The organism is Tenacibaculum profundi (genome assembly GCF_057162725.1).
In genome coordinates, this window is the sequence record NZ_CM169894.1 from 1656539 (window position 1) to 1671660 (window position 15122).

Sequence of the window (15122 nt, forward strand, 5' to 3'; positions counted from 1 at the left end):
ATGAATAGAAAAAATGTATCAAATATTCGTTTGATCGAAAAAAAGCCAGACCATGCAACAACACTAAAACATGAGCATTTTGCTGCTGGTATTACTCCTAACTTAAGAGGCCCATACTCCACCATGTATGTCAGAAGACCCTGGACAATAAGGCAATACGCAGGTTTTTCAACTGCAGAAGAAAGTAATGCCTTTTATAGAAGAAATCTAGCTGCTGGGCAAAAAGGACTTTCCGTTGCTTTTGACTTAGCAACACACAGAGGATACGATTCTGATCACGAAAGAGTGCAGGGAGATGTTGGAAAGGCTGGTGTTGCCATTGATTCAGTTGAAGATATGAAAATACTGTTCGATCAAATACCGCTTGATAAGATGTCTGTGTCTATGACAATGAATGGAGCTGTACTTCCTATACTAGCATTTTATATAGTAGCAGCAGAAGAACAAGGTGTTTCTGCAGAACTTTTATCGGGCACCATTCAAAATGATATCTTAAAGGAGTTTATGGTACGAAATACGTACATCTACCCTCCGACTCCTTCTATGAAAATTATCGCTGATATTTTCAAGTATACAAGTCAAAAAATGCCAAAATTTAACTCTATTTCAATATCAGGATATCACATGCAAGAGGCTGGAGCTACTCCTGAAATCGAATTAGCATATACATTAGCTGATGGTCTTGAATATATTAGGACGGGTATTCAATCAGGAATGGATATTGACACTTTTGCTCCTCGTTTATCTTTCTTCTGGGCTATAGGAATGAATCATTTTATGGAAATAGCAAAAATGAGAGCTGGCCGGATGCTATGGGCTAAAATTGTAAAACAATTTGATCCAAAGAATCCAAAATCACTTGCGCTTAGAACGCATTGTCAAACAAGTGGATGGAGTCTTACAGAACAAGATCCTTTTAACAATGTTGCAAGAACTACAATTGAAGCCATGGCTGCCGCATTTGGAGGTACACAAAGCCTACACACCAATGCGTTGGATGAAGCGATTGCTTTACCAACAGATTTTTCTGCACGTATCGCTCGTAATACACAGATTTATTTACAACAAGAAACGTATATCACAAAAACTGTTGATCCATGGGCTGGAAGCTATTACCTTGAAGAACTAACTGAAACTATCGCAAATAAGGCATGGGAATTAATTCAGGAAGTTGAGGAGCTTGGAGGTATGACCAAAGCGATCGAGCAAGGTATTCCTAAAATGCGTATTGAAGAGGCTGCCGCTAAAAAACAAGCAAAAATTGATAGCGGTCAAGATGTAATTGTTGGTGTAAACAAATACCAATTAGAGAAAGAAGATCCGTTACATATACTTGAAGTTGACAACGAAGCTGTTAGAAAGTCACAAATTGAGAGGCTAAACACTTTAAGAAAGAATAGAGATAATAATAAGGTTAAACAATCATTAAAAATATTAACAGAATGTGCCAAAACAGGAGAAGGTAATCTTTTAGAATTTGCAGTAAATGCAGCTCGAACCAGGGCTTCCCTTGGTGAAATCTCCGATGCGCTTGAAAGTATATTTAATCGTCATAAGGCAGTTCATAAAACCATTTCAGGTGTGTATAGTAAAGAAATAAAGGACGATGAATTATTTAAGGAAGCATCTGAATTAGCTGACAAATTTGCTGAAATTGAAGGCCGTCGTCCAAGAATCATGATTGCAAAATTGGGTCAGGACGGTCATGATCGTGGTGCTAAAGTTGTTGCTACAGGATACGCTGATTTAGGATTTGATGTAGATATCGGTCCTCTTTTTCAAACTCCACAAGAGGCTACAAAACAAGCAATCGAAAATGATGTTCATATACTGGGAATATCTTCATTAGCCGCTGGGCACAAAACACTTGTTCCACAAGTTGTTGCTGAACTAAAAAAATACGATCGTGAAGATATTATGGTCATTGTAGGTGGCGTTATTCCTGCACAAGATTATCAGTTTTTATTTGATTCTGGTGCTTTGGGTGTTTTTGGACCTGGAACAAAAATAGCTCAGGCTGCAATTGATATGTTAAAAATTCTAATTGATAGTACCCAAGATTAGCTTATAAAAAGCTTATATTAACACAAAATATTATTTAACGTTAAATAAAAAAACTTAAATTTTCTATTTTATTAAAGTTTCTTGTCGATATTCATGAACCAATTTACCTCATCAATATGACACTCCAACCAGGTAGGAAAAGTGCACTTAATTTTATCTAAAAACCTAGGCACCTTTTTATAGCTTTCCAAAGCTATTTCTACCCCCCTTTAATATACTAGGGTATAACTCTTCGGTCATTACACACAGTTCTGGTTTTACTTGATCTAATTCAGTTTGAAATATCACAAATACCCAAATCCAAATAGAAAATTCTTCTTTTAAGCTCGTATCTAAATATTTATGATTCTTAGAATGATGTAATCTTTATGTTGAAAGAGATATAAAGAAAAATCCCACTCATTTTTGATTACCCGTGACCTTTTTCATTTTCACAAGTTAAGGCAACATAGATTCCACCCAAAATAATTACTATAACAGAATGAAGTCACGATATTGGTATCCAAATAAAACTATGTGAAAATAAAAAAATCAGTGTATTAGATAATTATTTGATTAACTTTTTATATTAAAACATTAAGCTTAACGGTTATAAAATATAATAAATACCATAACCTCTAATCAGCCAAATAAATTATTTTAAATTCAGATCGTCTGATAATGATTAAAAAGATCAGTGTCAGATAAAATTATAATTACCCCATATTTAGGTGAGAATTATTAAAATCAACAAATATTTTAAATAATAATACTTTTATATCACTCACCTCTTATACTAATACACGATACAGAAGGAATTAACATATAAGAGATTGTAATTAATAAAGTTTATCAAGCATAAATAACCAAACAAATGGCTTTAAACATCATCATAAAACTGTTTATTATGTTAATTCCAATTCCTTATTGTTAATTTTATTCATCAAAAAATATTCAATAACTATAACGTACATGTAAAATCAAAATAAAAGAAGATTTAATACTATTGTTTCTTTTTTAGACTAAACTAATTATCGGTTTGGTTATATTTGTAATTGGAATTAAGAAACGGATTTCTAAATAATGCAAATTCAATTTATTGATAGAGAAACAGGTCAATTAAAAACAGAAAAACCTCCAGGAGAAGGTTTTTTAAAACTACTTTACAATAATCCATTTGGAAAAATTTTACTAATTCCATTAATTAAAAGAAAGTTTTTTTCGTCAATATACGGCAGATTAATGAATAAGCCAGGATCTGTAAACAAAATCAAGACTTTTGTTAAAGAGCTAAACATTAATATGGAAGAAGCTGAACGATCTATAGAAGACTATGTATCTTTCAATGATTTTTTTAGTAGAAAGCTAAAAAAAGGAGTCCGTACTATACAAGAGGGACTTATTTCTCCCGGCGATGGTAAACTTTTAGCTTTCGAACGAATTGATAAAGTTGAGAACTTTTTTATCAAGGGTAGAAAATTTCATCTTACAGAATTCTTATCTGACAAGAAATTAGCATCAAAATTTGAAGATGGCTCTTTATTAATTCTTCGTTTAGCTCCAGATGATTATCACAGGTATCACTTTCCTTTTGATGGTACTCCCTCAAAAATTAAAAAAATAAAAGGGAACTATCTATCTGTATCCCCTTATGCTTTAGTTGACAACTTTACAAAAGTTTTCTGTGAAAACAAAAGAGAGTACTGTATTTTAAAAACCCCTAGCAACGGCGATATCCTTATCGCTCCTGTAGGTGCGACCATGGTCGGAAGCATTATAGAAACCTATACAGCCAATACTAATATAAAAAAGGGAGATGAAATGGGATATTTTGAATTTGGCGGATCAACTATTGTTTTGCTTACTGAAAAAAATCGTTTCTCAATAAACGAAGATATTCTCAAAAACACCCTAAACAAGAGAGAAACCTATGTGAAAATGGGAGATCAAATTGCTAATTAACTCTCTAACATCAGAATACTATAGTTAGCAACACATAATGAAGAGGCATTAATTTTGGGTAAAAAAGCCGCAAAAAATAATATTTTGTAGTTCGTGATTATGTCGATTCATTCTAAGTTACAAAAAAAGAAAAAACCAAACAAAAAATCTATGATTAATCCGTAAATTTGCAGTGCTTTATATATTTCACAAATCACAGATGAAAAAAATCTTTAATATTCTCTACTCTACCCGTTTAATGGCTTTTTTATTTTTCATTTTCGCTGTAGCTATGGGAGTAGCAACATTTATCGAAAATGATTTTGGCACTCAAACATCAAAAGCAATCATATACAATTCTTGGTGGTTTGAACTAATTATGATTTTCTTTTTAATCAATTTTTTTGGAAATATTTTTAGATACCGACTTTACAAGAAAGAAAAATGGAGTGTTCTTTTATTCCATCTAGCTTTTCTCTTAATTCTTACCGGAGCAGGCATTACTAGATATATAAGTTTTGAAGGATTAATGATTCTTGATGAAGGAGAAACTTCTAATATTGTTTTATCAGATACGAATTATCTGAATGTAGTTATTGATAATAACGAATTTCAAAAAACAACCCATCACAAGCTACTTTTATCAGCTTTAGGAAAGAATAATGTAAGTTTTGAAGAAAATTTTCAACCTCAGAAGAAAAATCAAAGAAAAAATATAAAATTCAACCTTGTTGATTACATCCCTTGGTCCGAAAAAAAATTAATTACAAGTGAAGATGGAACAGAACATTTATTTTTGGTTGAAAGCTCCTCTGGTTCAAGACATGAGCATTATATCAAGAGAGGTACCATTCAAAATATTCATAATATTCTTGTTGGATTTGACAGTCCTAAAAACAATGCTTCCATCAATTTTTTTTATGAAGGCGAAAATCTTAAGATAAAAACAAAAAATAACGGTGATTGGCTTAGAATGGCTGATCAAAAAAGTGGTAAAATTATAAAAGATAGCACCCAAAATTTTCAGTTTTTAACACTGCATAATATTGGAGGCTTACAATTTGTGGTTCCTAAAAGCCCGGAAAAAGGCAAAATGGAAATTGTTAGGGGAGAAAAAAATAAAAGTAAATACGATACGTTAATTTTTGATATTACAGTTGAAAACGAAACAAAAAGAATCAGCTTTTATGGTGGCCAGTTTAATGTGGATAACCAGGAAAGTTTTTCAATTAGAAATTTGAATTTTAGAGCATGGTATGGCGCTAAACAGTTAAAAACTCCTTTTAACGTTAAACTCAACGATTTTCAACTGGATAAATACCCAGGGTCAGAGAATGCAGCTTCATTTGCAAGCGAAGTTACGGTATCTTCTTCAGAAGAAACTTTTGACTTTAGAATATTTATGAATCATATTTTAAACTATAAAGGATACCGATTGTTTCAAGCAAGTTATGCCAACGCAGGAAAAGAGATTGAACAAACTCATTTATCTGTTAATCATGATTCATGGGGAACATGCATCACTTATTTGGGCTATTTTTTACTATTTTTTGGTATGGTAAGCTCTTTGTTTGTCAAAAATACTCGTTTTTATTCATTGAAAAAAAGTCTATTAAAAATATCAGAAAAAAAGAAAGTACTCACTTTACTCTTTGCAATCAGTACAACACTGATTAGCGCTCAACACAAAGAGGTACATAAACCCAATACACTTACGGAACAACAAATTGACTCTATACTGAATAAAATGATTGTCAGTAAAGAGCATGCAGATAAATTTAGTAGCTTAGTTATACAAGATGCTGGAGGTAGAATGAAACCAGCTCATACTTTTGCTTCAGAATTAGTTAGGAAAGTTGCCCATACGGATAATTTTAGAGGTTTAACCCCTAGTCAGATTCTTGTTTCTATTTCAGAAACACCAATGTTATGGATTAATATCCCTTTTATTTATTTAGAAAAACATAATAAAAAAATACGTAAAACAATCGGTGTTCCAGAAAATGCTAAATATGCTCGTTTTATTGATTTTTATACAGATAATGGACAATCCAAGATTGATCATTTAATTATAAAAGCTCAAAAAAAACGAATTCAAAATAAGTTCGAACAAGACGCTATTAAAATAGGAAGACGCTTATATTTATTATCTCAAGCAATTAGTGGTACAATTTTAAGAATTTATCCGATACCTAATAGTGATGAAAATAAGTGGGTAGCGCAACCAGAAACACTACAATCTGGATTTAAAGGAATTGATTCTGTATTCGTTAGACAATCTCTACCTGTTTATTTCCAATTATTGCAAAGTTCAAAAAAAACAGGCGATTATGTAGAGACTGAAAAAATTATTGAAGGAATTAAAAAATTTCAAAAAAAGTTTGGTTCTGAAGTAGTACCTAATAGTGATAAAGTAAAGCTTGAAATAGCCTACAACAAAGTAAATATCTTTGTTAAATTATACAAGTATTACCTCTTCACAAGTTTGTTGATGATATTCTTTGTATTTCTTCAGATTTTCTACAACAAAACTTGGGTTAATTATATGGTTAAAGGTTTTATCGGAATAGTAATCAGTTTAACAATAGCTCACATATTAGGATTGGCTGTGCGTTGTTATATTAGTGGCAATGCTCCTTGGAGTAATGCTTACGAAACTGTTATCTTCGTAGGACTCGCCTCAATGCTTTTTGGCTTAATATTAGGCCGACAATCCTCATTAACCATTGCAGCTACTACTTTTTTAACTTCAATAATTTTATTTTTCGCCAGCCAGCAATGGCTTGATCCAGAAATAGCAAACCTAGTCCCCGTGCTAAATTCATGGTGGCTGTGGGTTCATGTTTCTATCATCGTTGCAAGCTATGGGCCTTTTGCTCTTGGTTTTATTTTAGGGGTTTTTGCATTGTTTTTAATTATTTTTACAAATACCAAGAACAAAAATAAAATAAGTCTTCATTTAAAAGAACTAACTATAATCAATGAAATGGCCTTGACTGTTGGCTTAGTAATGCTAACCATAGGAAACTTTTTAGGGGGCATGTGGGCTAATGAAAGTTGGGGACGATATTGGGGCTGGGACCCTAAAGAGACTTGGGCTTTAATATCTATTATGATCTATGCTTTTGTTTTACATATGCGATTAATTCCAGGGCTAAGAGGTAAGTACACCTTCAATTTATGGTCTATTATTGCTTTTGCATCAATTATGATGACGTACTTTGGTGTTAACTTTTATTTGTCTGGACTGCATTCTTATGCTAGCGGAGACAAAGTGATCACACCTACTTCTGTATATTACTCTATTGGCTTTGTTTCTATACTGGGAATATTTGCTTGGATTAAGAATAATAAGTTTTATAAAAAATAGTTAAGTCATTTACCATAAATAAATGTACTTTTGTAAGCCTTTAAAAAAGAAATCATGTTCAATAAAAATATCAAGTTAGTATTAGCTGTTTTAACATTCACCTGGTCAATCTATGAGTTTTCTCAAGGACATATTGGAAATGGAATTGCTATTTTACTTTTAGTTAGTATATTCATTTTATTTTATTTTAAAAATGAATTTATATTACTTGCTTTTATACAACTCCGAAAACAAAACTTTGACGGTGCAAAAAAGTGGCTAACTTATATAAAAAATCCATCAACTGCACTTACGCGAAAACAAGAAGGCTATTATAACTACCTTCATGGCATCATGTTATCACAGACAAACATAACACAAGCTGAAAAATTTTTAAAAAAAGCGGTAAAGCTTGGCCTAGCTATGGATCATGACCTAGCCATGGCAAAATTACAACTTGCAGGCATTGCTATGACTAAGAGACGCAAAAGAGAAGCATCTATATTAATGAATGAAGCCAAAAAACTAGACAAACACGGCATGTTAAAAGAGCAAATGCAAATGATGAAGCAACAAATGAAAAAAATATAATTTACAAACACCACCCCTCTGTAAATTTAAAAAAATTGTAACTTTAAGCTTATTCAAAGCCTATGCTAAAAAACTTATTAATAAAAAGCATTGATAAATACGCTTCAAAGTGGATTGTATTAGTAATTGACGTAGTACTAGTTTGTATTTCTTTTGTATTAGCTTATACTGTTCGTTTCAATGCTTCCTTAAATTTCGACTTGAATAGTTTTTACTACCAGATACCTTTTATAATTATTGTTTCTACCATAAGTTTTTTAACTGTTGGCTCTTACAGAGGCATTATTAGGCACACAGGAACAAGAGATGCTTTTAATGTATTTGTAGGGATTACTTTATTATCAATGATTACTATTTTTATAGTCATTATTAATAGTGCTTTAAAAATCTTCCCTTCCTTTACCATACCAAAATCGATCATTATAATCCACTATCTTATATCAATAATTGTTCTCGTTATAAGTCGTTATATATTTAAAGCTTTTTTTGAAATCATATCAACAGAACTTGATGACATTACCAACGTTTTAATATATGGGGCAGGGGACTCAGGTTTGATAACGTACGGAGCTCTAAATCGTGATACCAAAAATAACTATCAAGTTATTGGTTTTGCTGATGAAAACTTGAATAAAGTAGGAAAAAAAATAGATCGCATTAAAATTTATAATGGTAACAGAATTAATAAAGACTTTATTCTTAAAAAAGAAATTAATGAAATTATCATCTCAATTCAAAATATAAAGTCCGAAAAACTTTTAGTATTAACTGATAAACTATTAGCTCTTGATGTAAAAGTTAAAATTGTACCACCCCTTTCAAAATGGATCGATGGTGATTTGGAGGCAAATCAAATTAAACAAGTAAAAATTGAGGATTTACTTGACCGAAAGCCAATTTCCATAGACAATCCTATTGTTAATCGAGATGTAAATGATAAAACGATATTGGTAACGGGTGCTGCAGGGTCAATAGGATCTGAAATTTCAAGGCAATTAAGTAACTACTCTTATAAGCATCTTATAATTGTAGATCAATCGGAATCTGCTTTATATGACTTGCAACAAGAATTAAATCAGAAAGGAAAAATAAACTTTACAGCCATTGTAGCTGATGTTAGAGATAAAGTAAGAATGTCTCATTTGTTTAAAGAATATAAGCCTGACAAAGTTTTTCATGCTGCTGCCTACAAACATGTTCCTTTAATGGAAATGAGTCCTTACGAGGCCGTGAAAATTAATATTGAAGGAACTAAAAACATAGCAGACCTATCTATTGAAAACAACGTCGAACGGTTTGTTATGGTTTCTACAGACAAAGCCGTTAACCCAACGAATGTAATGGGAGCTACCAAACGGGTAGCTGAAATGTATATTAGCTGCTTAAGCAATAGAACAGACCATACTACTAAATTCACGACTACAAGATTTGGTAATGTTCTTGGATCCAATGGTTCTGTGATCCCTTTATTTAAAAAGCAAATTGAAAATGGAGGACCTTTAACGGTTACACATCAAGATATTACCCGTTTTTTTATGACCATACCGGAAGCTTGTAGATTAGTTTTAGAAGCTGGTACTATGGGCAATGGTGGTGAAATTTATATCTTTGATATGGGGCAATCGGTGAAAATTTACGATTTAGCTAAAAGAATGATCCACCTTTCCGGTTTTAAATTCCCTGAAGATATAGATATACACATAACAGGATTAAGACCTGGTGAAAAACTATACGAGGAATTGCTAGCTAATGGTGAAAATACTACCCCTACCTACCATGAAAAAATCATGATTGCTAAAAATCAAAAAATTAATTTTCAACAGGTTTCTAACAAAATTACTGAACTGTGTTCGGCAAATAAAACTTATAATAACGATAAAACTGTTGTGCTTATCAAAGCTATTGTCCCCGAATACATTTCGAATAATTCAAAATACCAGAAATTAGATTCACCGGTAAAAAATTAAATTAGTACTTTCGTCAAAAATTTCAATAATGCAAAAAGTAAAAACATTCACTTTGGTTCTTGCTACTCTTATGTTAACCTCTTGTGTTTCGAAAAAGGAAATTATATACTTTCAGAATGACCAAATAGATCAGTCAAAGTTTACAAACAGTTATAAAACCGTTTTTAAACCAGATGATCTATTACAAATCACGATTTCTGCTCTTGACATAGAGGCTGTAAAGCCTTTTAACTTGCCTGCTGTATCTTATGCCACTACTACAAGTAGTGTTATAGGAACTCCGAGACAACAATTATATTTGGTTGATAGACAAGGGTTTATAGATTTTCCCGTATTAGGGAGAGTCAAAATAGGTGGATTAACTAGACAAGAAGCTATCAATTTATTAATCAAAAAACTTGACCCTGACTATGTTAAAAACCCCACCATAATCATAAGAATTTCTAATTTTTCAGTGACTATACTTGGTGATGTTCAAAATCCTGGAACCTATACCATTCCGAATGAGAGAATCACCATTCTCCAAGCCGTTGGTTTAGCGGGAGACTTAAATATATCTGGAATTAGAACTATTCAAGTAAAAAGAGAAGAAAACGGACGTATAAAAACTTATGATGTGGATTTAAGATCTAACAATCTGTTTACCTCTCCCGTCTACTATTTACAACAAAATGATATTATTTATGTGGCCCCTAACGAAGCAAAATCTCAGTCTGCTTCTGCTAATCAAAACACAGGTTTATTTATTTCTATAGCTGGACTTTTAATATCAATAATAACATTAATAGCAAGATAATTAAAAATGAAAAACGAAAAAACTGATTATTCAATGTTAGATAATGACACTATTAATTTAAGAGCTGAGCTTGAAAAATATATAACCCACTGGAAATGGTTCATTTTAGGAGTATTACTATCTTTGTTAGGCGCCTTTCTTTTTTTAACGTACTCAACACCTCAATATCTAGCAAAGGCTACTATCCTAATCAAAGATGATGAAAAAGGCGGTTTGTCTGATGGTTTGGCGGCATTTGGAGATCTTGGTATTTTAAATGGCGGTGGAGGCAATATCGATAATGAGATCCAAATTATCAAATCGAGAAGATTGATCGGTGAAGTTATTAAAAAGTTAAATCTAACTACCTCATATTTTTTACATGAATCAATCATCCAAAAAGAAATTTACAAAACAGCACCTATTAAAATATCTTTTGAAAACCTTGAATACAAAATAGATTCCGTTATTTCTATTAAGATAAATTCTGAAAATAGTTTTACCTTATTTGATCAAGACGACAATGAAATAAATACTGAAGTACCCTTTGGAAATCTTATTAAAAATAGCACTATTAATTCTTTAAGAGTTAATAAAACAAATTATTTTAATGAAGAGAAAGTAGGAAACACTTATACTATTGCGATAACACCACTCAACACGCTTATTGATTCTTATTTAGAAACTGTTTCTGTAAGACCTATTAGCAAAAAGTCGAGTGTACTTCAATTCTCTTTAAAAACACCTGTCATACAAAAAGGTGAAAATATTCTCGATGAAATTATTCAAGAATATAATAAGGAAGCTGTTGACGATAAAAAAGAGGTTTCTCACAAAACGAGTTTATTTATAGCCGAACGCTTAAAACATGTTACCACTGAACTGGCTTTAATTGATGATAAAGTAAAAGGATTTAAGAGTAAAAATAATATTGCTGATATTGAAGCCGAAGCCAAATTGATTCTTGAGACGAATGCTCATAATCAGAAAAAACTTATTCAGGCTACTACAGAGCTGAATCTTGTCAAAGCCCTTAGTGATGAAATAAAGGTAGACGAAAATCTATTACCCGCAAATCTCGGTTTAGAAGACCCTAATATTTCAAAAGCTATTGAAAATTACAATTCTTTGATTCTTAAACGAAGACGCTTAAGTCAAAGTGCTGGCCAAAAAAACTCAATATTAATTCAAATTGAAGATAATATCAGTAATTTAAAAAAATCCTTAAAAAGAAGTTTAGCCAATAGAGAACGTCTTTTGGAAATTAGCCTACAGAATATAAAAACTGAGTCAGGAAGAAATAACTCTAAAATATCACAAATTCCATCAAAAGAACGAGATTTTTTAGACATTGCAAGACAACAAGAAATTATTGCTGGTCTTTACTCATATTTACTTAAAAAGAAAGAGGAAACAGCCATATCTTTAACTGCGAATGCCATACCCAATGCTAAAATTATTGATAAAGCTTATGCTTCCGACAAACCCGTCAGCCCTAAAAATAAAATTATTCTTTTAGTTGCATTATTACTAGGTCTTATCATTCCGTTTATTATTATTTACTTAAAAGATCTTTTAGATACGAAGGTGCACACAAGGAAAGATATTGAAGAACTCACCTCTATACCTTTTGTGGGAGATATTCCTCATTCTGAAGTAAAGCAAAAAATTGTTATCGATGCAAATGCAAGGTCGAGCACTGCAGAAGCTTTCCGTTTAATTCGAACTAATCTTGACTTTATGTTACCTAAAAAGAAAGATAATAATGGTCGTATCGTATTTGTTACCTCTACTACAAGTGGTGAAGGAAAATCCTTTAGTTCTATAAACCTAGCAGCATCACTTACACTATCTGGTAAAAAAGTTGTTCTTGTTGGCTTAGATTTACGAGCACCAAAAATCACTGAATACCTTGAAATACCTGATAGAAAAGGAGTCACGAACTTTTTAACGAATGATACTATAACGTTGGATTCTTTAAAATTTTCAATTCCTGAAATTCCTAATTTGGATATTATCGCTTCAGGAGCCATTCCACCTAATCCTGCAGAATTATTAATGGCATCAAAAATGGATCTCCTCTTCGAAGAACTTGAGAAAAATTATGATTATGTTATGATTGATACAGCTCCTGTAAATCTTGTAACAGACACGCTTCTTATTGCTAATAGAGCTGATTTAGTTCTTTATGTAACCAGAGCAAACTATTTAGATAAAAGAATGCTTATCATTCCTGAAGGCCTTTATAGAGATAAAAAACTCCCTAATCTAGCAATCATTTTAAATGATACGGATTTAAATAGGGGTTATGGTTATGGCTACGGACTTGCCAGTGAGTTAGATCACAAACCATGGTACAAAAAAATATTCAGCTAAAGCAAACAAATCTAAAATAAATAAAAAGACCAACTTATATCTGAGTTGGTCTTTTTTATTTAAAAAAAGAATTATTCTTTACAAGAGTTTCAATTTTTTTGATATTTTTTTTATTTCCTATTTTAGTTAGAAGCTTTAAATGATTCATATGATGTGTGTCTGTACCAACAAAATCGTACAGTCCCTCGTCTAATAATTTATTCGCTATTTTCTGAACACTTTTACCATATTGCTCTGTTAATGACAATAAATTTAGCTGGAATAAACATCCCGATTTTTTCAATTTATAATACATTTGAAAATCAGCATGGTAAAAATTATATCTTTCTGGATGCGCTAACACAGGTTTATATTCTTTTAACTGTATATCAAACAAAATATCAAACAAATTAAAAGGAGGATTGAAATAAGACATTTCTACTAATACATAATTATCTTTTAGCGTTAAGATATCTTTTTTAGCTAGTCGCTCTACAAATTTTTCATCCATCATATATTCTGCGGCTGCACGAAATGTAATATTACTTAATCCTCTATTATTTAATTCATTATTTACTTCTAATAGTTTTTCAAGAATTAACTTACTAGAATTCGGATAAACATCACCAAGTACATGAGGTGTTGTTACAAAATTAGTAATTCCATATGAGGTCATCTTTGTAATCAGTTGTATTGAATTTTCAATATCCTTAGCTCCATCATCAATTCCAGGTAATAAATGAGAGTGAATATCTACAAAATCATTTGTAAATAATTCATTAAGTGGTATTTCTTTTTTCTTTAGAAAAAACATAGGTACTAATTTATCCTTTAAAAGATTTTAAATAAACTCTAAAACACGCTCTAAAGACATGCCTCTAGAACCTTTAATCAATATATTTCCTTTTTCTATAGGATTTTCTTTTATAAAATTTTTCAAATTATCAAAAGAATGAAATTTTTCAAATGGTGACCTTGTTTTGTAAAACAAATCACCCACAAGACAACATTTATCAAAATTGTGCTCTATTAATAGGTCTACTATTTTCTGATGCTCTATATCGCTATACTCGCCAAGCTCGAACATATCTCCTAGTATGACCATTTTATATTCGCCATTTATATTACTAAAACTTTCTATGCTATGTTTCATACTTGACGGATTAGCATTATAGGCATCCAAAACAATTTTTAACTCTCCTTTTTGTATAATCTGTGAACGATTATTTGTAGGAACATAACGCTCTATCGCTATTTTTATTTGTTGTGGAATAATATCAAATAGCGAGCCAATTGTTATTGCAATAGCGATATTATTAAAATTATAATCTCCAATAAGATTACTTTTTATAGTTAATTTTTCAAAGGAAAGATCAAGATAAGGTGATGTATTAATAAGTTTAATTGATTCACTAATAAATATATTATTTACACCTTTAGCGTTTGAGACTTGAAGGGCATCATTCAGATTTACAATCGCCGATTTACCATTGTCTCTCAAAAAATCATATAATTCTGATTTCCCTTTAATAATTCCTTCCATAGAACCAAATCCTTCTAAATGCGCTTTTCCAAAGTTTGTTATAAGTCCATAATCAGGCTGTACAATTTCTGATAAAAACTTAATTTCATTCTTATGGTTTGCCCCCATTTCTACGACTCCTATTTCTGTTTCTGGTGTCATTGATAGTAAGGTTAAGGGGACGCCTATATGGTTGTTAAAATTTCCCTTAGTCGCTGTTACCATAAACTTTTCACTTAGTACTTGATTGATCAACTCTTTAGTGGTGGTTTTACCATTACTCCCCGTTAGTGCTATGATAGGAATACCAAGTTTATTTCTGTGATAGGTTGCTAATTGTTGTAACGTTTTAAGCGAGTCTTTTACGAGAATTGTTTGATCGTTTATTTTATACTCGCTTTGATCAATAACTGCATAACTAGCCCCTTTTTCTAAAGCTTGTTCTACAAATTCATTTCCATTAAATTTTTCCCCTTTAATAGCGAAAAAAATAGATCCCTCTCGAATCGTTCTTGTATCAATATCAACTAGATACGATTCAGAGTATAACTTATAAAGCGCCTGCATTTTCATGTAGTA

General features: G+C 31.4%; 9 protein-coding genes. 7 read left to right on the forward strand and 2 right to left on the reverse strand.

What is annotated here, in order from left to right; all coding sequences use genetic code 11:
- The 7 genes from scpA to AC2GW8_RS06815 all read left to right on the forward strand — a co-directional run bounded on the left by scpA (position 1) and on the right by AC2GW8_RS06815 (position 13042).
- Complete coding sequence (gene scpA, locus AC2GW8_RS06785) at positions 1-2064, forward strand: methylmalonyl-CoA mutase (RefSeq protein WP_440882010.1); 2064 nt, start codon at positions 1-3, stop codon at positions 2062-2064.
- Positions 2065-3126: 1062 nt separating this feature from the next.
- On the forward strand, positions 3127-4005 hold the full coding sequence (gene asd, locus AC2GW8_RS06790; protein WP_440882011.1) for an archaetidylserine decarboxylase: 879 nt from the start codon (positions 3127-3129) through the stop codon (positions 4003-4005).
- Between the two features lie 199 nt (positions 4006-4204).
- Positions 4205-7354: a cytochrome c biogenesis protein gene (locus tag AC2GW8_RS06795; protein WP_440882012.1), complete on the forward strand. Its 3150-nt coding sequence runs from the start codon at positions 4205-4207 to the stop codon at positions 7352-7354.
- Positions 7355-7408: 54 nt separating this feature from the next.
- Complete coding sequence (locus AC2GW8_RS06800) at positions 7409-7924, forward strand: DUF2892 domain-containing protein (protein WP_440882013.1); 516 nt, start codon at positions 7409-7411, stop codon at positions 7922-7924.
- Between the two features lie 62 nt (positions 7925-7986).
- Positions 7987-9891, forward strand: coding sequence for a polysaccharide biosynthesis protein (locus tag AC2GW8_RS06805; RefSeq protein WP_440882014.1), 1905 nt, complete (start codon positions 7987-7989; stop codon positions 9889-9891).
- 28 nt (positions 9892-9919) lie between these two features.
- Positions 9920-10687: a polysaccharide biosynthesis/export family protein gene (locus AC2GW8_RS06810; RefSeq protein ID WP_440882015.1), complete on the forward strand. Its 768-nt coding sequence runs from the start codon at positions 9920-9922 to the stop codon at positions 10685-10687.
- 6 nt (positions 10688-10693) lie between these two features.
- Positions 10694-13042, forward strand: coding sequence for a GumC family protein (locus tag AC2GW8_RS06815; protein WP_440882016.1), 2349 nt, complete (start codon positions 10694-10696; stop codon positions 13040-13042).
- 55 nt (positions 13043-13097) lie between these two features.
- Here AC2GW8_RS06815 and AC2GW8_RS06820 read toward each other — a convergent pair whose 3' ends face one another.
- Positions 13098-13835, reverse strand: a complete 738-nt coding sequence (locus tag AC2GW8_RS06820) for a tyrosine-protein phosphatase (protein WP_440882017.1) — start codon at positions 13833-13835, stop codon at positions 13098-13100.
- A 27-nt stretch (positions 13836-13862) separates the two neighbouring features.
- Positions 13863-15110, reverse strand: a complete 1248-nt coding sequence (locus tag AC2GW8_RS06825; protein WP_440882018.1) for a UDP-N-acetylmuramoyl-tripeptide--D-alanyl-D-alanine ligase — start codon at positions 15108-15110, stop codon at positions 13863-13865.
- Positions 15111-15122 lie beyond the last annotated feature (12 nt).